This window comes from Massilia sp. Soil_C_3 (genome assembly GCF_057657035.1).
Genome location: NZ_JBDGJG010000002.1, coordinates 122,129 through 148,465 on the forward strand (window position 1 = coordinate 122,129; position 26,337 = coordinate 148,465).

Here is a 26,337-nt window from a genome sequence, read left to right on the forward strand (position 1 = left end):
CCGCCGCTGATATGCTGCCAGCCATCGTCATCGAACAACCGCCGCGCCTGATCCGCGCGATCAGGCTGCTGCCGGGCGAAGCCACGCCGGAAGAAGCGGCGATCCTGGCCGACGAGCTGTCCGGGATCACCGCCATGGTGGCCGAGAAGTTCACCAACGACCGCACCGCCGAAGGGATCGCGCGCGCGCTGCTGCTGACCGTGGGTGGCGTGTCCCTGGGTCTCGAGCACCTGATCCAGAGTGTGGACGAGGGCGACCTGGACGCGCTCGACATCCTGGTGGGGGAGGGCGCCGAACACGCCTTCCAGGCCGGTTTCCGCATGATCCGCGAGCTGGCCGCGCTGCCCGAGGACAGCCTGGTGAGCGAATACGACAACGACCCGGTGTATGCCCAGCGCCGCCTGAAGGAGCTGTTCGTCGACATCTGCACCGCCGATCCGGGCGAATCGTGGTCGGGCTACGAGCGCTTCCTGGGCCAGGTCCAGCAGCGCCAGCAGGTCCAGGCGACCGTCAAGGCCGCCGAGTGGCTGCGCAAGAACCACTACGAGGGCCCGGTCAAGGATCCGGACCTGAACTCGGAGGGCGTGATCGCGCTGGCCATCATCTTCGCGGCCGAGGGCGGCGCGCGCATCACGGCGCGCACCGGCCAGAGCGAGTTCGAGCGCTTCGTGAAGGCGCTGCGCAAGCACCAGCCGGACTTCGAGCAGGGCTGGGCCGAATTCCTGGCGCGCATCCCGCCGGCCCACCAGGCCGTCGTCGCCGAGCGCATCGACATCTACCGCAAGCATTGCACGGTGCTGGAACAGATCGGTACGAAAGCGACGATCGCGCAGCTGATGACCGAGCTCGAGAACTACGCCGGTTCCGAAGTGGATCCGGAATATCCTTGAACATGCCTGCATGAGCACCCCCGGCGCACGCATCGCCGCCGGCAGCCCGGCATTCCGGCGCATCAACCGTGCGATGGCGTTCGGGGGCTTTTCCATCTTCGCCCTGCTGTACTGCGTCCAGCCGCTGATGCCGCTGTTGGGTCACGACTTCGCGCTGTCGCCGGCCCAGAGCAGCCTGGTGCTGTCGGTGTCCACCGCCACCCTGGCGCTGGCGCTGCTGGGTTCTTCCAGCGTTGCCGAGCGCTTCGGCCGCAAGCCGGTCATGGTGGCCTCGATGATCAGCGGCGCGGTGCTGACCCTGGCTTGCGCGTTCGCCGCCAGCTATACGCAACTGGTCGCCGTGCGTGGCCTGATGGGCCTCATGCTGGGCGGCTTGCCGGCCGTGGCCATGGCCTACCTGAGCGACGAGATCGAGCCGACTTCGCTCGGCCTGTCGATGGGCATGTACATCAGCGGCAGCGCCTTCGGCGGCATGAGCGGGCGGGTGATCTCGGCCTTCGTCAGCGATGTCGCGTCCTGGCGCGTGGCGGTGGGCCTGCTCGGCGCGGCCGGACTGTACGCGGCCTGGGAATTCTCGCGCAGCCTGCCGCCGTCGCGTCATGGCGGCGCGCTGCCGGCGCGCGGGCCCGGCTTCGTCGACGGCCTGCGCATCCATCTGCGCGATCCGGGCCTGCCCTGGCTGTTCGCGCTGCCGTTTCTGCTGATGGGGGCGTTCGTGAGCCTGTATAACTACATCGGCTATCGTCTCTTGGGTCCGCCGTTCGGCCTGCGCCAGAGCGCGGTGGGGCTGCTGTCGCTGCTCTACCTGCTGGGCGTCTATAGCTCGATGTGGGCCGGCAAGCTGGCCGACCGCCTGGGCCGGCGCAATGTGCTGTGGCTGGTGATGGGGGTGATGATCGTGGGGCTGCTGGTGACCCTGGTCGATTCGGTCGTCGCCGTGGTGCTTGGCGTGGGCCTGGCCACTTTCGGTTTCTTCGCCGCCCACTCGGTAGCCAGCAGCTGGGTCGGACGGCGCGCCCAGCCGCCGCAGGCGCTGGCCTCGGGCATCTACCTGTTCTCCTATTATCTCGGATCGAGCGTGGTGGGGTGGTTCACCGGCTATGTGTACGAGCACTGGGCCTGGCCCGGGGTGGTGGCGCTGCTGGGCGCGATCCTCGGCATCGGCCTGCTGATCGCGCTGCGCCTGCGCACGCTGGCGCCGGTAGCGCCGCGCTGAGCATCGGCGGCTGACGCGGCTGATGCGGCTGCCGCCTGTTTCCGCCAGCCGGGTCCGAACAGCGCGCACAAATGAAAACGCCACGCTGGGCGTGGCGTTTGTTACCGATGGGCGGTGCGTCGATCAGCGACGCGCCGCGCGGTTCACTGGAGGGCGCGGGCCGGTGCCGGTCTTGCCGAGGTGGCGGAAGGTGATCCGGCCCTTGCTCAGGTCGTAGGGCGACAGCTCCAGGCTGACCTGGTCGCCGGCGATGATGCGGATGTGGTTCTTGCGCATCTTGCCGGAAGTGTAGGCGATCAGCTTGTGGCCGTTTTCGCAATCGACGCGATAACGCGAATCGGGCAGCACTTCAGAGACGACGCCATTCATTTCGATGAGTTCTTCTTTTGCCATGATTGGGCTCCTGTTAGATTGAATACGAGTATATCTGGCCGGCCTGGCGCGAAGGCGCCCGGGCCGGCGGGTGAGGCGGCCCGCGCAAGCAGGCTATGTAAGGTGACCGTGGCGGCGCGGCGCAGGCGCCATGCCGGGGAATGAGAAAGCCCGCACACGCGGCCGGCTTCAATTCGATGTCAGGTATGACGGTTACTTCGTTGGGTGCGACGGCCCGCGTTCCGCGTCGCGCTTCAGGGCTGCGCTGCTGGCGCAGTATTCGTCCGCAGGAACACGATATGGGGACGGAATCAGGAATTACCAGAGGCAATCTCGTGTCGCCAGCCCAACGCAAGAAGCGCAAGAGGCTTGATCGATGCCGCACAAGCGATAGTGTAGCACGGTTGGCGCTGTGCTGTCCCGGCCCAGCCTTGATGAGGATATAATCCCAGCAATATCCGTTGCGCCTTAGCTGCATCGCGCACGACACTTTCCATCCAGGCCATCCCCATCCCGTCCCTCGTGCGCAGGCGCGGATGCGCGTGAACCGGCCTACAGCCAGGGCTGTATTTCATGAACGACCGCACTTCGACCGGCATTCCCGGTCTCGACGACATCCTGGGCGGCGGCCTTACGCCGAAACGCCTGTACCTGGTCGAGGGTTCGCCCGGCGCCGGCAAGACCACCCTCGGCCTGCAATTCCTGCTCGACGGCGTCGCCCGTGGCGAGAGCGGGATGTACATCACGCTGTCCGAGACCACCGACGAGCTGGTCGCAGTGGGCCACAGCCATGGTTGGGACCTGGGCGCCCTGGCGATCGTCGAGCTGGCCGGGGACGACGACCTCGACCCCGACTCGCAGCAGTCGGTGTTTCATCCGTCCGAAGTCGAGCTGGGTGAGACGACGCGCAAGGTGATGGACCAGGTCGACGCCCAGCGGCCGGCGCGCATCGTGTTCGACAGCCTGTCCGAGGTGCGCCTGCTGGCCCAGAACCCGCTGCGCTACCGGCGCCAGATCCTTGCCCTCAAGCAGTTCTTCTCGGCGCGCGACTGCACCGTGCTGCTGCTCGACGACAAGACCGCCGAGTCCGACCAGCATCTGCACAGCCTGGCCCATGGCGTCATCAGCCTGGAGCAGATCACCAGGGAGTACGGCAAGGAGCGGCGCCGGGTCAACGTCATCAAGATGCGCGGCATCCGCTTCCGGGGCGGCTTCCACGACTACACGCTCGACACCGGCGGCATTGTGATGTATCCGCGCCTGGTCGCCGCCGAACACGTACGCGATTTCTCGCCGCAGGTCGACTCAAGCGGTTCCGATGACCTCGATGCGCTGCTCGGCGGCGGACTGGTGCGTGGCACGAATACCCTGCTGGTGGGGCCGTCCGGCATCGGCAAGACAACGCTGTCGACGCGCTGCCTGCTGTCGGCGCTGCAGCGCGGCGAGAAGGCTTCGTATTACCTGTTCGACGAAGGGCTCGGCACCTTCTTCGCCCGCAGCACCCAGCTCGGCCTCGACCTGCGTCCCTATCTCGACAACGGCCAGCTCACCATCGACCACTTCGATCCGGCCGAGCTGTCACCCGGCGAATTCGCCCAGAAGCTGCGCGACGCGGTCGACCAGCGTCGCAGCCGCTTCATCGTCATCGACAGCCTGAACGCCTATCTGCAGGCGATGCCGGGCGAGCACTTCCTGATCCTGCAGATGCACGAACTGTTGTCTTACCTGAACCAGCAGGGCGTGACCACGGTGATGATCCTCGGCCAGCACGGCTTGATGGCCGATGCGCGCACCGACGTCGACCTGAGCTACCTGAGCGACAGCACGGTGCTGCTGCGTTTCTTCGAGGCGGGCGGCAAGGTGCGGCGCGCGATCAGCGTGATCAAGAGCCGCACCACGGAACATGCCACGACCATCCACGAGCTGCTGCTGGGCCAGGGCGGGGTGGTCATCGGCGCGGCGCTGGATGGGTTCGAGGGCGTACTGTCGGGCATGCCAACCTACCGCGGGGACACGCCGCTGATGGCGCAGGCCGGGCATGCACCGGAGTAGCCTGCACGAAGAACGGATACTGATCTTCGCGCCCCTCGGGCGCGATGCCGAGGTCATGGCCTCGGTGCTGGAGCGCGACGGGCTCGGATGCGAGGTCGCCACCGATTTCGGCGCCCTGGCGAGCGCCATCGGCGAGGGCGCGGGCGCGGCCATCCTGGCCGAGGAAGCCCTGCACGGGGCCGATGTCGCGGCATTGCACGCCTGGCTGGGCCGCCAGGCGCCGTGGTCGGACTTTCCCTTCGTTGTGTTGCTTGGCAAGACGATCGGCCTGCAGCAGGGCGCGGCGCGCGCGCGCCTGGGCGACCTGGGCAACGTGATCCTGCTCGAGCGTCCGCTCAACGTCCAGACCCTGCGCAGCGCCACCGTGTCGGCGCTGCGCGCGCGGCGCCGCCAGTACCAGGCGCGCGACGTGCTGGCCGACCGCGAGCGCACCGCCGCCAGCCTGCAGCACAGCCGCCAGGAGCTGGTGGCGCTGAACGAAACACTGGAGTCGCGCATCGAGGAGCGCACCCGCGCCCTGGCCCAGGCCAACGACCGCCTGATGAACGAGATCATCGAGCGCGAACGGGTGCAGCAAGCGATGGCGCAGTACCAGAAGATGGAAGCGGTGGGGCGCCTGACCGGCGGCATCGCCCACGACTTCAACAACCTGCTCAACGTGGTCCAGGGCAGCATGGACCTGATCCTCCTGATGTCGAAGGACGAGGTGGCCAAGGGCCGCGCGGAGATCGCGCGCAAGGCCTGCCAGCGCGGCGGCAAGCTCACGCGCCAGCTGCTGGCCTTCGCCCGCAACCAGAGCCTGGACCTGCGCGAGACCGATATCGGCGCCCTGTTCGACGGCGTGCGCGAACTGGTCTCCACCTCGCTCGGTTCACGCATCCGGCTGCGCTTCGATGTCGATACCGCCTGCCCGCCGGTGCTGGCCGACGCCAACCAGATGGAGATGGCGCTGCTGAACCTGGCCATCAACGCGCGCGACGCGATGCAGGATGGCGGTGAACTGGTGTTCGTCGCCGCCTGCGGCGAACCGCCGCCGGGCTTCCTGCCGGCGGGCGACTACGTGCGCATCGCCGTCGCCGACAGCGGCGAAGGCATGGCGCCCGACCTGGTGGCCAAGGTGTTCGAGCCATTCTTCACGACCAAGGGCGTGAAGGGCACCGGCCTGGGCCTGAGCCAGGTGTACGGCATGGCGCAGCAGTCGGGCGGCGCCGCGCGCATCCTCAGCGAGCCGGGCGTGGGCACCACGGTGGAAATCTGGCTGCGCACGGCGGGCGGCAAGGAAGACGCCGAGCCGGCGCCGCCGGCGCGCATGCCGGCCGTCAGGCGGGCGGCGCGCATCCTGATCGTCGAGGACGACGACTTCGTGCGCGAGTCGATGGTGTCCTCGCTCGAAGCCCTCGGCCATACGGTGCGCCAGGCGCCCGACGGCGAGGCGGGCCTCTGTGCGCTGCACGACGAGCGGCCCGACCTGCTCATCACCGACTACCTGATGCCGGGCATGACCGGCGCCGAACTGGTGCAGCGCACGCGCGCGATGTTCCCCGGCCTGCCGACGATTATCGCCACCGGCTACGCCGACATGAAGGCGATCGAGCAGGTGATCGGCGATGGCGTGGTGTTGCGCAAACCCTTCCAGCTGGCCGAGCTGGCGATCAGCGTCGGCCAGGCGCTCGATCGCCAGCGCCAGGGAGACGGCGGGGCGACGGCTGTCCACTGACGGGCAAGCGTGCAAGCCACTTTCACCTGCCCAACTATAATTGCCGTTCATCGGGAGCCGGCAGGTCCCGGACCATCCACCCGAGAACGGCCCGCCGTGACAACTGCACCCGACCAGTTCGACTATGAAGCGCACCTCGCCGCCTGCGCGCGCGGCGACCGGCAAGCCCTGCGCCGCCTGTATGACCAGGAAAGCCCGCGCCTGATGGGCGTCGCCTTGCGCATCGTGCGCGAGCGCCAGGCGGCCGAGGATGTGCTGCACGACGCCTTCGTGAACATCTGGACCCGCGCCGCCGGCTTCGACGCCACCCGCGGTTCGGGCCGCGGCTGGATGTACACGGTCGTGCGCCATGCGGCGCTCGATGCGGTGCGCGACGGCGCCCGCGAAATCAAGGTCGATGAGGAAGCGTTCGACGCCTTGGGCACGGATGCCTTCGATCCCGGCATGCAGGACGCCTTCGAACTGCGCCAGGACATGGGGCGCCTGCACGACTGCCTGAACCGGCTCGACGTCGCCAAGCGCAACAGCATCCTGCATGCCTATGTCGACGGCTTCTCGCACAGCGAGATCGCCGAACGCCTCAAGTCGCCGCTGGGCACGGTCAAGGCCTGGATCAAGCGCGGCCTGAGTGCGCTGCGGGAGTGCATGGTATGAATCCGGTCCACGACCCCTACGAGCTGGCCGGCGAATACGTGCTGGGCACGCTGTCGCGCGAACGGCGCCGCGAGGTGGACGCCATGCTGCCGAACGACGCCACGCTGCGCGCCGCCGTCGCCTATTGGGAAGAACGGCTGCTGCCCCTGAACGCGCTGGTCGGGCCGGTGGCGCCGTCAGGCGCGCTGTGGCCGCGCATCGAGCGTAGTGTGACGACAGTGGGGCCGGTGGCCGCACCAGCGGCCGCCCGTCCGGGCTGGTGGGAACGCCTGGGCCTGTGGCGCGCACTGGCCGCCGGCGGCTTCGCTGCCGCGGCGATCATGGCGGCCGTGGTCGGCGTGCGCCAGTTCGAGGTCGAGGTCAAGCAGCCGCGCTATATGGTGGTGCTGGCCGCGCCGCAGAACGCGGGGCCGGGCTGGGTGCTGGAGCTGGTGGCCGACGACACGCTGCGCCTGGAGCCGCTGGTCACGACCGAGGTGCCCGCGGATCGCGCGCTGCAGCTGTGGACCAAGGCCGACGACTGGGAAGGTCCGGTCTCGCTGGGCCTGGTCAAGCCGGGAGAGTCGGTCGAGGTCAAGCTCGCCAACCTGCCGAAGGTGGTGCCGAACCAGCTGTTCGAAATCACATTGGAACCGGCCGCCGGATCACCGATCGGCCGTCCGACCGGGCCCATACTCTATATCGGGCGCGCGGTCAGGATCTGATCAGCAGCCCGCATGCTGCCGATCAGATTATCAGCGTAGCCAGATCGCGATATCACGCAGACCTGGCGTGCCACTGCCGATCACCGAAGTCGCCGGCGTCGCCGCGCCGTTCACCAGGGTTGCCGCACCGGTGGTGACATTGACCCGGTACAGCGAGCTTGGACCGCCGGCCGTGGTGCGCAGCGCCGCCAGCACCAGGCCGTTCTCGCCGCCGCCGATGTCCATGCCCCCATCGCCCGCCACCGTCACGCCCAGCGCTCCGACGTTGACCAGCGTGCCATCGTTCGGCGGATTCTGCAGCGCCAGCACGGAGCTCGCGCCGTCGACGTCGAACAACTGGGTCGATGCCCCATTCGGGATGCTGTTGGTGTAGGCGGCCGCCACGACGCGTGGGGCCACGCCGGCGCGGTTGATAGTGCCGTCGGTGGTGGTGGCGCCGGTGTCGACGTTGATGCGCAGGCTCTGGCCGCTGTCGCTGATCACGCGCAGGCGGTCGGCGGCCGGGTTGAAGTCGACCGCATACGACGTTCCCTGCATGGCGGTGTAGGGCGCGGTCGTGTCGCCGGCGTCGGCGCTGAGGGTCGCCTTGACGGTCGCGGCGCCGGTGGCCGGATCGATGGTGACCAGGCGCCCATTGCTCGTCAGACCGTACAGCATGCTGTCCTTCGGCCGCACGTCGATGCCGACCAGGGTTTCGCCGCCGGCCAGGCCGGTGATGGCGACATTGGTGTCGATGGTGTTGGGCGAAGCGACCTTGAAGCCCAGCAGGCGATTGTCGTCCGCCAGGCCCAGGATCACCGGCGCCGCCACGGCGCGCAGCGCGATGCCGCGGATGTCTTCGGTCAAGCCGAGCGCGCCGATCAGGTTGGTCGGGGCGCTGGTGGCGGCCAGGTTCACGCCATACAGGTTGCGTGCGCCGCCGACGGTGGCGACCATGTATCCCATATTCGTGCGCGCATCGATGTCGAAGCCGTTCGCCGCGCCGATGGTGACGCCCAGCGGCACCGGCTTGGCCAGGGTGCCGTCGTTCGGCGGGTTCTGCGTGTACAGGGTCGAATTGGCGCTGTCGATGCCGTACAGCGTGGTCGAGCCGGTGCCGGCGAACGAGTTGGTGTAGGCCGAGGCCGAGATCGCGGTATTGGCGGCGCCGCCATTGATGCTGCCGTCGGTGGTGGTGGCGCCGGTGTCGACGTTGATGCGCAGGCTCTGGCCGGTATTGCTGACGATGCGCAGGCGGTCGGCCATCGGATTGAAATCGACGCCGAAGCTGGCGCCGGCCAGGGCGCTGAACGGTTCCGTGGTGTCGGCGGCATCGGCGGCGAGGCGCGATTTATTGGTGGCGGCGCCGGTGGCGGCGTCCAGCGTGTACAGACGGCCGGTCGAGCCGACGCCGTACAGCTTGCCGTCTGCTGGACGCACGTCGATGCCGATCAGGTTCTCGCCGCTCTGGAGGCCCGTCACCAGCACATTGCTGCGGATGGTGCCCGGCGTGGCGCGGTCGAACGAGACCAGGCGGTTGCTGGCGGTCAGGGCGACCACGTCGCCGACCGTCGCGGCCGGCGGCGGCGGGGTGGTCGGGGTCGTGTCGGCGTGGTGGTCGTCGCTGCTGCTGCCGCAGGCGGCCAGCGCCAGGGCGATCGAGGAAACGAGAACGAGTTTGGAAAATTGTGGTTGGGTCATGATGTGTCCTCAGTAAGAATTGCTTGTTTGAATTCGTCAGGAGCGCATCGCGGCCGGGTCGGCCTGCAATGTTGGCGCTTGTACTACTCGCCAGATGCAGGAATGGATGCACCTTGTGAAAAAAATATTTTCACAAGGTGTGCGGCGTGGTGGACGTCACGCAATTCATGTCGGCGGGCATGCCGTCACGCTGTAGAGATGCCTCAATTCCGGCGCAGGCGCGCCACCAGCGGCGTCAGCAGCACGGCCAGCAGCGCGAAGCCCGCCGCGATATAGCCGATCTTGTCCAGGCCAAGCAGCGGAATCGCCGCGCCGCCCACCATGGCGCCGATGCCGATGCCGGCATTCGCGGCCGATACATTGGTGGTGCCGGCCAGCGCCTGCGAGTGGGTGGCCGATTTCATCACCCGTACCTGGCAGATGGGGAACAGCGCCGTGTACGCGATGCCCCACAGCGCCAGCACCGCGCAGAACAGGATCGTCGAGCCGGCGGTGGGCACCGCCAGCGCCATCGCCAGCGCCAAGAGGCCCGAGAACAGTGCCGTGGCCTTCAATGGCGCGCGGTCGACCACCTTGCCGCCCACCCAGTTGCCGATCAGGCCGATCGCACCGAAGCCCATCAGCCACCAGCCGACGTCGAGCGGCGCCACGCCGGCCACCCGCTCGAGAATGTCGGCCAGGTAGGTGTAGGCGGCGAACATGGCGGTAAATACCAGGATCGACAGGCCGACGTTGGCCAGGAAGTAGGGCTCGCGGAACAGGCGCGCCTGGGAACGGAAGTCCACGCGCTTGGCGCGCGCCACGGCCGGCATCAGGAACAGCAATGCGAGCGCCATCGCCAGCGACAGCGCGGTCAGGATCCAGAACGCATTACGCCAGCCGATGCTGTTGGCGGCGATGGTGCCGAGCGGGATGCCGAACAGCAGGGCAGCCGAGATGCCGAGGTAGACCCGCGCCACGCCTTGCCCGGCCTTGTCGGGGCCGGCCAGTTCGGCCGCGGTCTCGCTGGCGGTGCCCCAGAACACCGGCAGCGCCAGCGCCGGAATGAAGCGCGCCAGCGCCAGCACCCAGATGTTGGGCGCCAGCGCGGCCAGGGCATTGGACAGCGCGAACACGACCAGCACGCCGATAAACAGGGCCTTGCGGTCCAGGTGCGACAGCCAGGCCGTCAGCGGTGGACCGAACAGCATCACGGTGAAAGCGAACAAGGTCACCAGCTGGCCGGCGAGCGAGATCGAGATGCCGAGGTCGCGCGACAGGGCCGGCAGCAGGCCGACGATCAGGAATTCGGTGGTGACGATGACGAAGGCGGCGATCGCCAGGATCAATATGGACAGCGCGCCGGACGACGAGGATGCTGGAGCCGGTTGCGCGAGCGCGGAGGGTGAATGGGACATGGTTTTCTTATTGGAGATTGAGCAGGATCGCCATCGTATTTGAAAAATCATTTCCTATCTCGGGCATTTTTTCTATACTTGACGGAATATTTTTCCGTAATCAAGTATGCAAAACAGTGAACGCCTGAAAGGGGTCGATGTGTTTGTGGCTGTGGCCCAGGCCGGCAGCTTCATCCGCGCAGCCCAGCGCCTCAACCTGACCGGATCGGCCGTCGGCAAGGCCATCGCCCGCCTCGAGGCGCGCCTGAACGCGCGCCTGTTCGAGCGCAGCACGCGCAGGCTGGCGCTGACCGATGCCGGGACCCGTTTCCTGGCGGCCTGCACCCGGGTGCTGGGCGAGCTCGAGGAAGCCGAGCATGCATTGCACGCCGAGGGCGAGTTGTTGGCCGGGCGGCTGCGGGTCGACCTGCCGGCCACCTACGGACGCCTGGTCGTGCTGCCGGTATTGACGGCTTTCCTGCAGCGCTATCCGCGCATCAAGCCGGTGCTGTCCTTCACCGACCGCTATGTCGATCTCGAGGACGAAGGCATCGATGTGACGGTCCGCATCGGCAGCCCCGAGGCCTGGTCGCCCGCGCTCGGCCATTGCCTGCTGGGCCAGGACCGCAAGGTGTTCTGCGCGGCGCCTTCCTACCTCGCGGCGCACGGCGCGCCGGCCTCGGTCGAAGATCTGGGGGAGCACGCGGTCATCATGTACGGCAAGGCCGACAGCCGCGTCAGTCCCTTGCTGATCCGGCGCGGCAACGCCCTGGTCGAGCAGCGCGCATTCGACGCGCGGATCGTCACTGGCGACGCCGAAGTCCAGGCCGGACTCACCGTGGCGGGGCTTGGCATTGCCCAGATGTCGACATGGCTGATCGAGCGTCATCTGGCGGACGGCAGCCTGGTCGAGGTGCTGCCGGACTATGCCACGCCCGGCCTGACGATGCACGTGGTGTGGCCAAAGGCGAAACAGGACGTGCCGCGCGTGCGTGAGCTGGTCGACGTCTTGCGCGCGGCGCTGTCGGAGCCGATGGCGTAAAAGTGCGAATGGGAACGCACCGCCATTGTCCCGCGGAACAGGCGAAATCCATGCTTGATAAACCAGGGATCCATCCTAAGCTGGAAGGCTCCAGTGGTTTTTTCCACATCTTTTTCAGGAGGGCATCATGCTGCAAACCGCCGAAATCCAGCAACGTTTTAAAAGCGTCCAGCAAGTCGTGAACCAGGCCGAGCAGGTCTGCCAGAGCGATCAGAGCGTCCCCAGCGAAATCCGCGACTGTATCCACAAGATCGCCGAGGAAGCCGGGCGTGCGCAAAGTGTCATGCAATCGAACGACCAGTCGAGCATGATCCAGGCCATCGACGACCTGGAAGCCATGGGCGACGAGGCCAAGCGCGTCTGCACCTCGACCCGTCCGTCACCGCAAGTGCAATCCGTGATCGTGCGCGTGCACGACGAGCTGTCGAACCTGAAGCACCAGCTGCACTAAGCTTTAAACGATACCCCGTTCGCGCAAGGCCGCGATCTCTTCCTCGCTCCTGCCCAGCACGTCGCGCAATACTTCCGTCGTGTGCTGGCCCAGCAGGGGCGGGGCCATCCCGCTCGTTGCCGGCGTGGCCGACATCCGGATCGGATTGCGCACCAGCTTGATCTGGCCCGCGCTCGGATGCGGCAGGTCGATCGCCATCGCGCGTGCTTGCACCTGCTCGTTGGCGAACACTTCGCCGACGTCGTTGATCGGCCCGCAGGGGACGCCTTTTTCTTCCAGCAGCGCGATCCAGTCGTCGCGTTTTTTCAGCTTGACCATCTCGGCCAGCAGCGGCACCAGCAGCTCGCGGTTGTGCACGCGCAGCGGATTGGTGGTGAAGCGCGGATCGCTTGCCAGTTCAGGCCGGCCGCCGGCTTCGACGAATTTCTGGTACTGGCCGTCGTTACCGGTGGCGACGATGATGTGGCCATCGAGGCAGGCGAAGGTCTGGTAAGGCACGATATTGGCGTGGGCATTGCCCCAGCGCTTGGGCGGCTTGCCGCTGTTGAGGTAATTGCTGCCGACATTGGCCAGCATCGCCACCTGCGTATCGAGCAGCGCCATGTCGATGTGCTGGCCTTCTCCCGTGCGGTCGCGGTGGGTGAGGGCGGCCAGCACGGCCACCGTGGCATACATGCCTGTCATGAGGTCGGTGAGGGCGACGCCGGCCTTTTGCGGACCGCCGCCGGGCAGGTCGTCGCGCTCGCCGGTGACCGACATCAGGCCGCCCATGCCCTGGATCAGGAAGTCATAGCCGGCGCGGTGGGCATAGGGGCCGTCCTGGCCGAAGCCGGTGATCGAGCAGTACACCAGGTCGGGCCTGATTTGCTTGAGAGAGTCGTAGTCGAGGCCAAAGCGCTTGAGGTGGCCGACCTTGAAGTTCTCGAGCACCACGTCGCAATGGACCACCAGCTCGCGCAGCAGGGCCTGGCCTTCGCTGCTCGCGATATCGACCGTGAGCGAGCGCTTGCCGCGGTTGGCCGACAGGTAGTAGGCCGCCTCCAGCGTATCGTTACCCTGCGCATCCTTCGCATACGGCGGCCCCCAGGCGCGGGTGTCGTCGCCGGCGCCGGGGCGCTCGATCTTGATCACGTCGGCGCCGAGATCGGCCAGGTTCTGCGAGCACCAGGGGCCGGCCAGCACGCGCGAGAGGTCGAGCACGCGGATGTGGCCGAGGGCTTTCGGCAAGGAAGGGGAAGGTGGGCTGGATTGCGTCATGTCTCGATATTTTTTGTGCTATCGGAAAGCGTTGATTATAGCTATCCAGAAGCACGGCGCTTGCCAGCCGTATCCCGATGAGGCGCCGCGGCGCCTCATCCGTTGGCGATCAGGTCCCGGACTGTGCCGCAGCGATCGTGTCCGCCTCGGCCTGGGTATCCCCACCGGCCACCTGCTGCCGGCCTTCGGCCTCAGCCTGCAGCGCGCAGCGTTCGGCCTTGTCGGCAGTGCGCAGCTCAACGTAACGCCGCAGCGCGTCGTCCAGCGCAGGCAGCAGCGCGCCGCGCTCGCTGTGCAGCGAGGAATAGGCAGGCCGCGCCGCCGTGAAGCCGAATTCGGCTGCGGGTTTCGCTTCCAGCGTCGCCGCATCGACGCCGGCCAGTTCGGCCGCGCGCCGCGCCAGTTCGGCCCAGGTCAGCGCGCCCTGGTTGGCCAGGTGCCAGATGCCGGCTTCGCGGTCCACGGCCAGGTCGAGGCAGGCGTGCACCAGGTCGGGCACATAGGTCGGCGAGATGGTGAGGTCGCTGGCCGCCACGAAGGCGTTGCCGCGCTCCAGGGCATCGAGGGCCAGGGTCACGAAGTTGTAGCCGTCCCATGGGCCGAAGAAGGCGCTGGTGCGCACCACCAGCGCGCCCGGATGGTTTTCGAGCACGGCGCGTTCGGCATCGAGCTTGCTGCGGCCGTAGACGTTGAGCGGATTGGGCGTATCGGATTCGACATAGGGACGCTCGTTGCGGCCATCGAACACCAGGTCGCTCGAGAAGGTGGTCAGGTGGATGTCGTGACGCGCGCAGGCGGCGGCCAGGATGGCGGCGCCGTGCGTGTTCTCGCGCTGGCAGCGCTCCATCTCGTGCTCGGCGTCGTCCACCCGCACGTAGCCGCAGGTATTGACCACGGCCCAGGGCTTGTGCTGCGCCAGCGCGCGCTCCACCGAGTCGGCATCGGCGATGTCCATGTCCTGGCGCGTCAGCAGACGGTAGGCCAGGTTGCGCTTGTCGCAGATGCGGGCAAAGGCGCGGCCCAGGGTGCCGGTGGCGCCCAGGATCAGGATCGGCGCGGCGTCGCTACCCACCAGGCGGTGGCCGTCGGCCGCGATCGAGGTGAGGGCGGCGGGCGTGGCCACCGGCTGCTGGCACAGGAAGCGGCCCGGCCGGCGCCACCAGCCCTGGGCGCGCAGCACCGGGTGCGACAGCGGCGCGCCGTCCGACAGCTCGCGCATCATCTTCGCCAGCGCGGTCGGCCGCGGCAGTGGCGAGCGCACGTCGAGCGGGCCGGGTTCGTAGTAGCCGCGCTCGACCGTCACCAGGCTGTTCCAGTCGAACGAGCCGAGCAGGGCCCATACCGTCACCGCACGCACGTCGACGCCGTTGTCGCGCGACTGCTGGGCCGCTTCCCAGATCTCGAGCAGCCAGCGCATCTGGTCTTCGCGGTTCGCGTCGATGTGGGCTTCGGTGATGGCCAGCGGGATGCCATAGCGCTCCCAGATCTCGGACAGCAGCGGGGCGATGCCTGGCGTCGGCGTGGCCAGCACGCGCGAGGCTTCGATGTCGGCGCAGGGAATGCCGTCGGCGGTGCCGCGGTGGTTTTCGGGGAAGCGCTCGGGACGGTGATCCAGCCAGCGCTCGCTGGTGACGTAGTAATTGACGCCGATGAGGTCGGGCGGGCATGGATTGTCTCGGAACCACAGCAGGTCGTCAGCCGTGGCGCCGCTCTTGATCAGGTAGTTCCACAGCTTGTGCCCGGGGCCGACCATGCCGCAGAGCAGGTCCCAGCCCAGCCAGCGGCGCTCGTTGTAGAACTCGGCCACGTGGCTGAGCTCCGGCGTGCTGTAGGTCTTGCCGAGGTCGTCGGTCTGCACCAGTTTCGCGTCCGGGTTGACGGCGCGGATGGCGCGCATCGACAGCACGGTGGCGCGGCACTGGTTGAGCAGGGCCTGGATGAAGGTGCGGTCGTCGCGGCCGTGCGGATACCAGACACCGTACAGGCCGGCGAAGCGCGCCGTGGTGCAGATCTCGTTGACCGGGGTGTAGAACTCGAGCCAGGGGTAGCGCGCGGCGACGGCGCCGGCGTAGTCGGCCAGTTCTTGCGCGAAACCGGGATCGACCAGGCTCGTGTGGCGCGGACCGCTGCCATGGTGGATCAGCCCGGCGATTGGGGTGACGCCAGCCTCGCGCAGGGCGGCCAGGCGCTCGTCCGGCCAGCGCCAGTCGGCTTGATCGATGCCGTCGGGGGCGGTGCGTTCCCACAGGATGGGGTAGCGGATGGCGCGGATGCCGAGCGCGGCGAAGCGCTCGATGTCGCAGGCGCGCCCGCTGTGGCCGTTGCGGTCCAGCTGGCTGAAATAGCTGTCTTGCACGCGGTTGACCGTGCATTCGAGGCCGCCCCAGAGTTCGAGGGGCTGTGCTGGGCTGTTCGTGCTCTTGTTCATGGCTATTCTAATTCCTTAATTTTATGGCAACAAAATTTCGACAATGCGGCGCTACCGACGTTGACGCTGCGTGGGGAGAGCCTTGCCTGCCGAGTCACGGTACCGGTGGCGGTAGCGGTTGACAGCGGCGCGCCAACCTGCAACCATGCGGTCCATGATCTTTCCGAAAGCACATCTCATTCTTGCCTGGTGGCGCCGCTCCTAGCGCGCGGCCCCGGAAATGATGTGCATTTCAGCTAACGCCGCCTCGATTCGGGTGGCGTTCATTCATTGACGCAGGACGATCGAGGCATCTACCAAGGAATCTCGATGACCCTGCAACAAAACACTTCTTCCGATTCTGCTCCAATGAGCCAGATCATCCTGACCGGCGACCGTCCGACAGGTCCGCTTCACCTCGGCCACTTCGTGGGCAGCCTGCGCGATCGCGTGACCTACCAGCACCAGTATCGCCAATTCGTCATGCTGGCCGACTCGCAGGCGCTGACCGACAATATGGATGACTTGAGTAAGGTACACCGGAACGTGCTGGAAGTGGCGCTCGATTACCTTGCCGTAGGGATCGACCCGACCAAGACCACGATCTTCATCCAGTCGCAGATCCCGGAACTGACCGAGCTGACCTTCTATTACCTGAACCTGGTGACCGTCGCGCGCCTCGAGCGCAACCCGACCGTGAAGGCGGAAATCGTGCTGCGCGGCTTCGAGCGCGACATCCCGGCGGGCTTTCTGACCTATCCGGCCAGCCAGGCCGCCGACATCACCGCCTTCAAGGCCGGCGTGGTTCCGGTGGGCGAAGACCAGATCCCGATGATCGAGCAGTGCAACGAGATTGTGCGCCGCTTCAACCGCATCGTCGGCCGCGACGTGCTGGTCGAGGCCAAGGCCTTCGTGCCGGAAGTCGGCCGCCTGCCGGGCATCGACGGCAAGGCCAAGATGAGCAAGTCGCTCGGCAACACCATCAACCTGGGCGCCAGCGCCGACGAGATCCGCGCCGCGGTCAAGAACGTGTACACCGACCCGCTGCACCTGAAGGTATCGGATCCGGGCCATATCGAGGGTAATGTCGCCTTCACCTACCTGGACGCTTTTGACACCGACAAGGAAGGCCTGGCCGAGATGAAGGCGCACTACCAGCGCGGCGGCCTGGGCGACAGCATCGTCAAGAAGCGCCTGGAAGGCATCCTGCAAGACCTGCTGGCGCCGATCCGCGCCCGCCGCGAAGAGTTCGCCAAGGACCCGGCCCAGGTGATGAAGATGCTGCAGGAAGGCACCCTCAAGGCGCGCGAAGTGGCGGCCGCGACCACCGACGAAGTCAAGAAGGCGCTGGGCCTGTCCTACTTCTGATGAGGGTGGGGGTATCGCTGAGCGATACCTGCGGTAGCGCAACCCGTGCCTCTGATAACTATCAGTAGCACGGAGCTTGCGACGATGGCAAGCTGCGGGCTTGTCCATCGCCGAGGAGCGCTTCATGAGCAAAGGCTTGCGCCTGACCGAACAATGGATGCAGCGGGCCTTGTGGCTCGTCGCCTTCGTCTTCGCCGGTTTCCTGATCGGCCTGGGCGGCCTGGTCGTGCAGCAGTTGCGCGACGTCGAGGCGCCGCTGACGGTCGAGGAGTTCATGAACCCGGCCCAGGTCGGCAAGCTGCGTACCGAGATGGCCAGCGAGCAGGCGCGCATCGAAGGCGCGCGCACGCGCCTCGAGCAGGCCAGCCAGAAGCACACGGTGGCGCAGTCGAATACGCGCTCGGCGCGCTCGACCTTCGACAACTGGCTCGCGACCCGGCAGGCGACCGCGCGGCCAGAGCAAGACCCCGAACTGATCAAGCGTACCCAGGGCCTGGAGGCCCTGGAGCGCGCTGAACGCGCCGCCCTCGCGGCGGTGGAACGCGAACAGCAGACGATGCTGGACGCCACCCAGGCCTACGAGCGCGCCAAGCTGCGCTGGGACGCCCTGCAAGAACCGGCGCAGCAGGCCTTCGCCGACGAAGTCGAGGCGCGCGAGCTGCGCGTCTTTCTCTACCGCCTGGCATTGACCCTGCCGCTGCTGCTGGCGGCCGGCTGGCTGTTCAGGCACAAGCGCAAGACGGCCGACTGGCCGTTCGCCTGGGGCTTCATCATCTTTGCCCTGTTCACCTTCTTCTTCGAGCTGGTGCCCTATCTGCCGAGCTATGGCGGCTACGTGCGCTACATCGTCGGCATCATCCTGACGGTGGTCGCAGGGCGTTACGCCATCGTCTGGCTGCAGGGCTACCTGGCGCGCCAGAAACAGGCCGAGGCGCTGCCCGATGCCGAACGGCGCCAGGGCATGCGCTACGACCTCGTCCAGGCGCGCCTGGCGAAAGGCGTGTGTCCCGGTTGCGAGCGCGCCGTCGACCTCAAGGATGGCAAGACCGACTTTTGCCCGCACTGCGGCATCGGCCTGTTCAACCGGTGCGGCGCTTGCACGACACGCAAGAATGCGTTCGCGCGCTTTTGCTTTGCGTGCGGGACGGCGGCCAATACGACGCTGGCGGACTAGCCGGCCAGCGCCTTACAGCGGTATCAGTCGCGCAGGTCGGCCGGCACCTTGCCGCCATTCGCGGCCAGCTTGTTCATCACCTGGCGGTGCAGCCAGATATTCATCTTGGCCGAGTCACTGGTATCGCCGGTGTAGTTGAGTTCGGCGGCCAGTTCCTTGCGCGACGCCAGGCTGCTGTCCAGGCCGAGCAGCTTGAGCAGGTCGACGATCGAAGTGCGCCAGTTCAGTTGCTGGCCGGACGACTTCTGCATATCGTTCAGGATCTGCTCGACGTCGACCTGCTGGACCGGGGCAGCGGCGGCCGGAGCAGCGGCTGGCGCTGCGGCCGGTGCGCTCGGCGCCGGCGCGGCTTGCGGCTGGGCCGGAGCGGCGGGAGCCGCAGCCGGAGCGGCGGCAGGCGCCGCATCTTTCTTACCTGGGAAAATTTTGTGGAAAATATTGCTCAGGATACCCACGGGACCCTCCTTTTCTGGTGATTGTTTACGGATATTGTTTGCCATGTAGCCGAGCGCGACCGCCAGCGCGGCGCCGCCGGCAGCCTTGATCAAGGTTGGATGCTCGGCATAGAAGTCACTCATACGGTCGACAATGCCGGGATTCTCTTGTTGCGCCTTTTCGGCCAGTTCTTGCACTTGCTCAGGCGAGACTTGCGCCGCCTGTTCCGGCGTTACCTTCGATGGCGCGTTGCCGCCGAAGATCTTGCCCAATGCGCCGCCAGCGACGGAGCCGAGCAAGCCGCCACCGGCGCCGCCCAACAGGCTGTTGAGCATGCCGGCGCGCTGGTCGGGATTGCTCTGCCCGAACAACTGGCTGACCATCTGGGGGAAGGGCGGGGTCTGGTCTGAACGCAGGGCGCTGGCAATGCCCTGGGCGATGCTGGCGCGGGGCGCGTTCTGCGCCACCTGGTCGAAGTCGTCGGACGCCTTGCCATTGTTGGCAGTAGCGCCGGCACCGCCGATATACTGCTGCAGTAAGTTTCCTAAATCAAAAGCCATGTCATCTCCCACTTGATGTGATACCTGTGAAAGTTCAGGGTAGGCGTTCGGTATCACCTGCTCTGTTCGATGACGAACCCAGGGCGGGTATCCGCGCACGCTCGACCCGCATTTGCCCAGTGGACATTCGCGAGCCTTGAACGGTAAGCTGTCGTCATGCGCTATCTACCGCTCGCCCTCTTCCTCGCCATTTACCTGTTCGCCAGCGTGGCCTGGGACATGTCCCAGCTGGTCGGCGCCGCCTACCTGACGACCAGCCTGACCTGCTTCGTCGCCTACGCCATCGACAAGTCGGCAGCGCGTTCGCAGTCCTGGCGCACGCCTGAGTCGACGCTGCTGATCCTCGGCCTGGTCGGCGGCTGGCCGGGCGCCCTGCTGGCCCAGCAATGGCTGCGCCACAAGACCAGCAAGCAGTCGTTCCAGCGCAAGTTCCAGCTGACGGTGGCGCTGAACCTGGGCGCCTTCGCCTGGCTGGCCTGGCGCCTTGGCGTGCCGGCCTGACTGTCGAGAGGCGGCGCACATGTGGCCCTATCCCCGCATCCTGGCCCACCGCGGCGGCGGCGCCCTGGCGCCCGAGAACACCTATGCCGGCCTGCGCTGCGGGATGCAGGCGGGCTTTCGCGCGGTCGAGTTCGACGTCATGCTGGCGCGCGATGGCATTCCCGTGGTGGTGCACGATCCCGGCCTGGGCCGCACGGTCAAGGGCATGGGCAGCGTGTTCGAGTACGATGCAGCCGATCTGGCGGCGATGGATGCCGGCGCCTGGTTCGCTCCGGCGTTTGCCGATGAGCCGGTGCCGCTGTTTACCGAATTCGCGCGCCTGTGCAAGGAGCAGGGCGTGTGGATGAATATCGAGATCAAGCCGGCGCCCGGCTTTGAGGCGGAAACTGGCGCGGTCGTGGCGGCGCTGGCCGCCGAGCTGTTCGTCGCCGAACTCGCGGCCGGGGACATGGCCCGGGTCCCGCTGCTGTCTTCGTTCAGCGACGTGGCGCTGGCCAGCGCGCGCCTGACCGCGCCGCAGCTTCCCCGCGCCTGCCTGATCAGCGCGCTGGGGCCGGACTGGGCGGTACGTGCGCGGGCGCTGGACGCGGTTGCCATCCACACCAATCATCAGCACCTCGGGCCGGAGATGGCGCGGGCGGTGAAGGACGGCGGCTTCGGCCTGTTCTGCTATACCGTCAACGATCCCGGCCGTGCGCGCACCTTGTTGGAGTGGGGCGTAGACGCCTTCTGCACCGATCGCATCGACCTGATCGGGCCGGATTTCGCCTGAGGGACTTTCGGCTCAGCAATATATTTGTCTGGCGGCCTCAAGAATGGTTGCCCGGGAGACGTTAAGTAAAGACGATCTCTTTGAAGCAGCTAGCATGGCACCCTCGACCACCATCATTCCGTTGTCCCCGCACGCCGAAGGCGCCCAGGCCGCTATCAGCCATTGGCTCGACCTCGTCGGCAAGTCGGTGCAGGCCGGCGCGCGCCGCCGCGATACCGATCCGACCGGCGAGGCCCGTGCGCGCATCCTGCAGGGAGCTGCCAGGACGATGTTGGCTCCAGTCGAGCCAAGGACCCGCGCGATCTCGAACCTGCTGCGCTGAATCCATTGTTGCTGGCAAGTTGTCAATATCAGTCGGACTAATATTGACGGCGGCGGCTAGGCTATAATCGTTCCTTTATTGGCACGCTGCCTCATTCCGCCCTTCCAACAGACATGAAATCCTCAGACATTCGCGAAAAGTTCCTGAAGTTCTTTGAATCCAAAGGCCATTCCATCGTGCGTTCCAGCCCGCTGGTGCCTGGCAATGACCCGACCATGCTGTTGACCAATAGCGGGATGGTGCAGTTCAAGGATGTGTTCCTGGGTCTGGATTCGCGCCCGTATTCGCGCGCGACCTCGGTCCAGCGCTGCGTGCGCGCCGGCGGCAAGCACAACGACCTGGAAAACGTCGGCTACACCGCGCGTCACCACACCTTCTTTGAAATGCTGGGCAACTTCAGCTTCGGCGACTATTTCAAGCGCGATGCGATCCAGTATGCCTGGGAACTGCTGACGAAGGTCTATGGCCTGCCGGCCGAGAAGCTGACCGTCACCGTCTATTTCGAGGACGACGAAGCCTACGACATCTGGGCCAACGAGATCGGCGTGCCGAAAGAGCGCATCATCCGCATCGGCGACAACAAGGGCGCGCGCTACGCCTCGGATAACTTCTGGCAGATGGCCGACACCGGCCCATGCGGCCCGTGCACCGAGATCTTCTTCGACCACGGCGCCGACATCTGGGGCGGCCCTCCAGGTTCGGCCGAAGAAGACGGCGACCGTTTCATCGAGATCTGGAACCTGGTGTTCATGCAGTTCAACCGCGACGAAGCGGGCAATATGACCCCGCTGCCGAAGCCGTCGATCGACACCGGCATGGGCATGGAGCGCCTGGCCGCCGTGCTGCAGCACGTGCACAGCAACTACGAGATCGACCTGTTCCAGAACCTGATCAAGGCAGCGGCGCGCGAGACCGGCATCGACGACCTGGGCAATAACTCGCTCAAGGTCATCGCCGACCACATCCGCTCGGCCTCGTTCATGATCGTCGACGGCATCATTCCGAGCAGCGAAGGCCACGGCTACGTCCTGCGCCGCATCATCCGCCGCGCGCTGCGCCACGGCCATAAGCTGGGCCAGACGAAACCGTTCTTCTACAAGCTGGTGGCCGACCTGGACCTCGAGATGGGCGAAGCCTATCCGGAACTGCGCAACGTGAAAGACCGCGTGGCGTCGGTGCTGAAGGCCGAAGAAGAGCGTTTTGGCGAGACCCTGGAAAACGGCATGAAGATCCTGGAAGCCCAGCTGGCCAAGGATCCGAAGAACCTCGATGGCGCCACCGCCTTTACCTTGTACGACACCTACGGCTTCCCGCTCGACCTGACCGCCGATATCTGCCGCGAGCGTAACGTCACGCTCGACGAGGCAGGCTTCGCCGCCGCCATGGAACAGCAGAAGAAGACCGCGCGCGCCGCCGGCAAGTTCAAGATGGCCGCCAACGTCGAGTACGCGGGCGAGAAGACCAAGTTCGTCGGCTACGACGCGCTGGCCCACAATACCCACGTGCTGGCGCTGTACGCCGACGGCGTGAAGGTCGACGAACTCAAGGCCGGCCAGGCCGGCATCGTCGTGCTCGACACCACCCCGTTCTATGCCGAATCGGGCGGCCAGGTGGGCGACCAGGGCGTCATCGGCACTGCCGGCGTGCAGTTCGATGTGGAAGACACGCTCAAGATCCAGGCCGACGTGTTCGGCCACCACGGCGTGCTGCGCGAGGGTTCGCTGAAGGTCGGCGCCACCGTCGACGCGCAGGTCGACACCGTCAAGCGCGGCCGCACCATCCGCAACCACTCGGCCACCCACCTGATGCACAAGGCCTTGCGCGAAGTGCTGGGCAGCCACGTGCAGCAAAAAGGCTCGCTGGTCGATCCAGACAAGACCCGCTTCGACTTCAGCCACCCGCAAGCCCTGACCGCCGACGAGATCGCGCAAGTGGAAGCCATCGTCAACCGCGAAATCCTGGAAAACCATCCAACCCAGTCGCACAATATGTCCTTCGACGACGCCGTCAAGCATGGCGCGATGGCGCTGTTCGGCGAGAAGTATGGCGATACCGTGCGCGTGCTGGACATCGGCACCTCGAAGGAGCTGTGCGGCGGCGTCCACGTGACCCGCACCGGCGACATCGGCCTGTTCAAGATCGTGTCGGAAGGCGGCGTTGCCGCCGGCATCCGCCGCGTGGAAGCGGTGACGGGCGAGGGCGCCCTGGCGCTGGTGCAGTCGATCAACCGCAAGCTGATCGAAGCGGCCGGTGCGCTCAAGACCAGCCCGGACGAGCTGACCGCCCGCATCGCCCAGGTGCAGGACCAGGTCAAGACGCTGGAGAAGGAAGTCGCCGCGCTGAAATCGAAGCTGGCGGCCGGCCAGGGCGACGAGCTGCTGGGCAAGGCAGTCGACGTCAACGGCATCAAGGTGCTGGCGGCAACGATGGAAGGCGCCGACGTCGCCACCCTGCGCGAAGCCATGGACAAGCTGAAGGACAAGCTGGGCACGGCCGCCATCGTGCTGGCCAGTGTCGTCGATGGCAAGGTCAGCCTGATCGCTGGCGTGACCAAGGATGCCACCGGTAAAGTCAAAGCCGGCGAGCTGGTGAACTTTGTCGCCCAGCAGGTGGGCGGCAAGGGCGGCGGTCGCCCTGATATGGCGCAAGCAGGTGGTACCGACCCATCGGGCCTGCCGGCGGCGCTGGCCGGCGTGGCTGGCTGGGTTGGCGAACGCGCCTGATCTTCCGCAAACGCTACCTTTAGAATTTAGCCTCAACACGTCGTCCCCGCGCAGGCGGGGACCCAAGTCCTTTGCGCAGCCACTACGATTTACGTAGACACAGCGCATGAAACCTTGGGTCCCCGCCTGCGCGGGGACGACGCGTTTGGGGTGGTAGGAAGGTGTAGCCCCGATCCCGACCGAAAGTCGTAACACTTTGTTTTCATGGTCATTCGGACTATTGCGTGCCTCATTTCGGACCGCATCTAAGGATCATGCTGCACCGCTGCAGTGCCGATTCGTGAGCATCCAGTACACACTCAATGTAATACGGTCAAGCAATTCACATTGCGGTTGCAATCTTGCAACAATGTGTGACTATTTTGGTGCGGTGCGTCATACTGCCCGAATTGGAGTAGTATGCGACTGAAGTTGGACCACTTAATCAAAGCAGGTAATGCGATGAGCGATATCACTTTTGAAACCGACACCATGGAATTCCAGAGAGACCTGGATGCACGCGGACTGAACTGTCCGCTGCCCATCCTCAAAGCCAAGAAGGCGCTCGCCGAGATGGAAACCGGCCAGGTGCTGCGCATCGTTGCCACCGACACCGGCTCCGTGCGCGATTTCCAGGCATTTGCCAAGCAAACTGGCAATGCCTTGCTGGCACATACCCACGAGAACGGCGAGTTCACCTTCCTGATGCGCCGCAAATGATGCGACAGGCTGCAGCCGATGTTGCAGCCGCATCCTTACCCTGAGACGGGGCGTCCAGCCCCGTCCGCTCCCCCTGTAAAAACCGAGATAGGCCGATTAGGTGTTTTCCTCTAACTAAAAATCGCACGATCGTGCTTTAATTTGGTCCGGAGCGTCGATTTCTCATATAATCTATGCCACTTATTTCGATCCATCCCATTTTTAAAGGCACCCTATGAAAGTCCTGGTACCCGTCAAACGCGTGGTCGACTACAACGTCAAGGTTCGCGTCAAGTCCGACAATAGCGGCGTCGATGTCGCCAACGTCAAGATGTCGATGAACCCGTTCGACGAGATCGCACTCGAAGAGGCAACGCGCCTGAAAGAGGGCGGCAAGGTCACCGAGGTGGTGGCGGTCTCGGTGGGCGTGGCCCAGTGCCAGGAAACCCTGCGTACCGGCATGGCGATCGGCGCCGACCGCGGCATCCTGGTGGAAACCGCCGGCGACACCGAGCCGCTGGCCGTGGCCAAGATCGTCAAGGCGCTGGCCGACAAGGAGCAGCCGCAACTGATCATCCTGGGCAAGCAGGCGATCGACGACGATTCGAACCAGACCGGCCAGATGCTGGCTGCGCTGCTGGGCTGGCCGCAAGCCACCTTCGCCTCGAAAGTCGTGCTGGAAGACGGCAAGGTCACCGTGACCCGCGAAGTCGACGGCGGCCTGGAAACCGTTGCCCTGACCCTGCCTGCGATCATCACCACCGACCTGCGCCTGAACGAGCCGCGCTACGTGACGCTGCCGAACATCATGAAGGCGAAGAAGAAGCCGCTCGAGACCATCAAGCCAGAAGATTTGGGCGTCGACGTCGCGCCGCGCCTGAAGACCCTGAAGGTCGTCGAGCCGGCCAAGCGCTCGGCCGGCGTCAAGGTGCCGGACGTGGCGACCCTGGTGCAGAAACTGCGCACCGAAGCCAAGGTCATCTGAGTCGTCTGTCGTTACTTAATACATAGGAATCAATATGGTCGCATTAGTCATTGCTGAACACGACAACGGCTCCCTGAAGGGCGCTACCCACCACACCGTGACGGCTGCCGCCCAATGCGGCGCTGGTGGTGCAAATGAGGTCCACATCCTGGTCGCTGGTTCGAACTGCGGCGCCGCCGCCGAAGCCGCCGCCCAGATCGCCGGTGTGGCCAAGGTGCTGGTCGCCGACGCGCCGCACTTCGCCGACGGCCTGGCCGAGAACGTGGCCGAGCAGATCCTGGCCATCGCCGGCGAGTACTCGCACATCCTGGCCCCGGCTACCGCCTACGGCAAGAACATCCTGCCGCGCGTGGCCGCCAAGCTGGACGTGGCGCAGATCTCCGAGATCACCAAGGTCGACTCGCCCGACACCTTCGAGCGTCCGATCTACGCCGGCAACGCGATCGCCACGGTGCAGTCGAGCGACAAGGTCAAGGTCATCACCGTGCGCGGCACGGCCTTCGATTCGGCAGCCACCGGTGGTTCGGCGGCCATCGAGAGCGTGACCGCCGTCGCCGACTCGGGCACCTCGACCTTCGTGGGTCGCGAGCTGGCCAAGTCGGACCGTCCCGAGCTGACCGCCGCCAAGGTGATCGTCTCGGGCGGCCGCGGCATCGGCTCGGCCGACAACTTCAAGATCCTGGAGCCGCTGGCCGACAAGCTGGGCGCCGCCATGGGCGCTTCGCGCGCCGCGGTCGACGCCGGCTTCGTGCCGAACGACTGGCAAGTGGGCCAGACCGGCAAGATCGTCGCCCCGACCCTGTACATCGCGGTCGGCATCTCGGGCGCGATCCAGCACCTGGCCGGCATGAAGGATTCGAAGACCATCGTCGCCATCAACAAGGACCCTGAAGCGCCGATCTTCTCGGTCGCCGACTACGGCCTGGTGGGCGACCTGTTCGAGGTCGTGCCGGAGCTGGTCAAGGAACTGGGCTAATTTCTGACTGGGGCGGAGCGTGCAA

Annotated in this window: 23 protein-coding genes; 17 read left to right on the forward strand and 6 right to left on the reverse strand. The window is 66.1% G+C overall.

The window, feature by feature from the left end; genetic code table 11:
* Positions 1-11: 11 nt before the first annotated feature.
* Positions 12-890, forward strand: coding sequence for a hypothetical protein (locus AC3A6F_RS03445; protein ID WP_320469528.1), 879 nt, complete (start codon positions 12-14; stop codon positions 888-890).
* 10 nt (positions 891-900) lie between these two features.
* Entirely contained in the window at positions 901-2,106 is a 1,206-nt protein-coding gene (locus AC3A6F_RS03450; RefSeq protein WP_487678583.1) for an MFS transporter, read from the forward strand.
* Between the two features lie 123 nt (positions 2,107-2,229).
* Here AC3A6F_RS03450 and infA read toward each other — a convergent pair whose 3' ends face one another.
* On the reverse strand, positions 2,230-2,499 hold the full coding sequence (gene infA, locus AC3A6F_RS03455) for a translation initiation factor IF-1 (protein WP_123071346.1): 270 nt from the start codon (positions 2,497-2,499) through the stop codon (positions 2,230-2,232).
* Between the two features lie 552 nt (positions 2,500-3,051).
* Here infA and AC3A6F_RS03460 point away from each other — a divergent pair.
* From AC3A6F_RS03460 to AC3A6F_RS03475, 4 genes are all read left to right on the forward strand, one after another.
* The gene (locus AC3A6F_RS03460) at positions 3,052-4,530 is read left to right on the forward strand and encodes an ATPase domain-containing protein (RefSeq protein ID WP_487678584.1); all 1,479 of its coding nucleotides are present in this window, start codon (positions 3,052-3,054) and stop codon (positions 4,528-4,530) included.
* On the forward strand, positions 4,517-6,247 hold the full coding sequence (locus AC3A6F_RS03465) for a response regulator (RefSeq protein ID WP_487678585.1): 1,731 nt from the start codon (positions 4,517-4,519) through the stop codon (positions 6,245-6,247). The genes AC3A6F_RS03460 and AC3A6F_RS03465 overlap by 14 nt, the downstream gene beginning before the upstream one ends.
* Before the next feature lie 96 nt (positions 6,248-6,343).
* Positions 6,344-6,901, forward strand: a complete 558-nt coding sequence (locus tag AC3A6F_RS03470) for a sigma-70 family RNA polymerase sigma factor (protein ID WP_487678586.1) — start codon at positions 6,344-6,346, stop codon at positions 6,899-6,901.
* Positions 6,898-7,605 (forward strand): anti-sigma factor, encoded by a 708-nt coding sequence (locus tag AC3A6F_RS03475; protein ID WP_487678587.1) that lies wholly within the window; start codon positions 6,898-6,900, stop codon positions 7,603-7,605. Before AC3A6F_RS03470 ends, AC3A6F_RS03475 begins: the two co-directional genes overlap by 4 nt.
* A 30-nt stretch (positions 7,606-7,635) precedes the next feature.
* On the opposite strand, the gene AC3A6F_RS03480 is transcribed toward AC3A6F_RS03475, so the two are convergent.
* Both AC3A6F_RS03480 and AC3A6F_RS03485 read right to left on the reverse strand, forming a co-directional pair.
* Entirely contained in the window at positions 7,636-9,285 is a 1,650-nt protein-coding gene (locus AC3A6F_RS03480) for a DUF4394 domain-containing protein (RefSeq protein WP_487678588.1), read from the reverse strand.
* Positions 9,286-9,488: 203 nt separating this feature from the next.
* Positions 9,489-10,682, reverse strand: a complete 1,194-nt coding sequence (locus AC3A6F_RS03485) for an MFS transporter (RefSeq protein ID WP_487678589.1) — start codon at positions 10,680-10,682, stop codon at positions 9,489-9,491.
* A 106-nt stretch (positions 10,683-10,788) separates the two neighbouring features.
* On the opposite strand from AC3A6F_RS03485, the gene AC3A6F_RS03490 reads away from it, so the two are divergent.
* A complete protein-coding gene (locus AC3A6F_RS03490; protein ID WP_487678590.1) occupies positions 10,789-11,703 on the forward strand; it encodes a LysR family transcriptional regulator in 915 nt (304 codons plus the stop codon).
* A gap of 127 nt (positions 11,704-11,830) precedes the next feature.
* Positions 11,831-12,154, forward strand: a complete 324-nt coding sequence (locus AC3A6F_RS03495) for a hypothetical protein (protein ID WP_487678591.1) — start codon at positions 11,831-11,833, stop codon at positions 12,152-12,154.
* Between the two features lie 3 nt (positions 12,155-12,157).
* On the opposite strand, the gene AC3A6F_RS03500 is transcribed toward AC3A6F_RS03495, so the two are convergent.
* On the reverse strand, positions 12,158-13,411 hold the full coding sequence (locus AC3A6F_RS03500; protein ID WP_487678592.1) for a CaiB/BaiF CoA transferase family protein: 1,254 nt from the start codon (positions 13,409-13,411) through the stop codon (positions 12,158-12,160).
* A gap of 109 nt (positions 13,412-13,520) precedes the next feature.
* A complete protein-coding gene (locus tag AC3A6F_RS03505; protein ID WP_487678593.1) occupies positions 13,521-15,839 on the reverse strand; it encodes a family 1 glycosylhydrolase in 2,319 nt (772 codons plus the stop codon).
* Between the two features lie 309 nt (positions 15,840-16,148).
* On the opposite strand from AC3A6F_RS03505, the gene trpS reads away from it, so the two are divergent.
* Positions 16,149-17,186 carry a tryptophan--tRNA ligase gene (trpS, locus tag AC3A6F_RS03510; RefSeq protein WP_487678594.1) on the forward strand — a complete coding sequence of 346 codons (1,038 nt, stop codon included), beginning with the start codon at positions 16,149-16,151 and terminating at the stop codon, positions 17,184-17,186.
* A 124-nt stretch (positions 17,187-17,310) separates the two neighbouring features.
* The gene (locus tag AC3A6F_RS03515) at positions 17,311-18,360 is read left to right on the forward strand and encodes a serine endopeptidase (RefSeq protein ID WP_487678595.1); all 1,050 of its coding nucleotides are present in this window, start codon (positions 17,311-17,313) and stop codon (positions 18,358-18,360) included.
* A 23-nt stretch (positions 18,361-18,383) separates the two neighbouring features.
* Here the strand turns inward: AC3A6F_RS03515 and AC3A6F_RS03520 are convergent, their stop codons facing one another.
* Positions 18,384-18,815 (reverse strand): DUF3597 domain-containing protein, encoded by a 432-nt coding sequence (locus tag AC3A6F_RS03520; protein WP_487678981.1) that lies wholly within the window; start codon positions 18,813-18,815, stop codon positions 18,384-18,386.
* A 696-nt stretch (positions 18,816-19,511) separates the two neighbouring features.
* On the opposite strand from AC3A6F_RS03520, the gene AC3A6F_RS03525 reads away from it, so the two are divergent.
* The 7 genes from AC3A6F_RS03525 (at position 19,512) to AC3A6F_RS03555 (ending at position 26,312) form a co-directional block, all read left to right on the forward strand.
* Positions 19,512-19,856 (forward strand): DUF1294 domain-containing protein, encoded by a 345-nt coding sequence (locus AC3A6F_RS03525; protein ID WP_487678596.1) that lies wholly within the window; start codon positions 19,512-19,514, stop codon positions 19,854-19,856.
* 19 nt (positions 19,857-19,875) lie between these two features.
* Entirely contained in the window at positions 19,876-20,628 is a 753-nt protein-coding gene (ugpQ, locus tag AC3A6F_RS03530; RefSeq protein ID WP_487678597.1) for a glycerophosphodiester phosphodiesterase, read from the forward strand.
* Positions 20,629-20,722: 94 nt separating this feature from the next.
* Positions 20,723-20,950 (forward strand): hypothetical protein, encoded by a 228-nt coding sequence (locus tag AC3A6F_RS03535; RefSeq protein WP_487678598.1) that lies wholly within the window; start codon positions 20,723-20,725, stop codon positions 20,948-20,950.
* A gap of 113 nt (positions 20,951-21,063) precedes the next feature.
* Positions 21,064-23,673: an alanine--tRNA ligase gene (gene alaS, locus AC3A6F_RS03540; protein WP_487678599.1), complete on the forward strand. Its 2,610-nt coding sequence runs from the start codon at positions 21,064-21,066 to the stop codon at positions 23,671-23,673.
* Between the two features lie 471 nt (positions 23,674-24,144).
* Positions 24,145-24,372, forward strand: a complete 228-nt coding sequence (locus AC3A6F_RS03545; RefSeq protein ID WP_040777452.1) for a sulfurtransferase TusA family protein — start codon at positions 24,145-24,147, stop codon at positions 24,370-24,372.
* A 214-nt stretch (positions 24,373-24,586) separates the two neighbouring features.
* The gene (locus AC3A6F_RS03550) at positions 24,587-25,336 is read left to right on the forward strand and encodes an electron transfer flavoprotein subunit beta/FixA family protein (RefSeq protein ID WP_147933939.1); all 750 of its coding nucleotides are present in this window, start codon (positions 24,587-24,589) and stop codon (positions 25,334-25,336) included.
* A 34-nt stretch (positions 25,337-25,370) separates the two neighbouring features.
* A complete protein-coding gene (locus tag AC3A6F_RS03555; protein ID WP_487678600.1) occupies positions 25,371-26,312 on the forward strand; it encodes an electron transfer flavoprotein subunit alpha/FixB family protein in 942 nt (313 codons plus the stop codon).
* Positions 26,313-26,337: the final 25 nt, after the last annotated feature.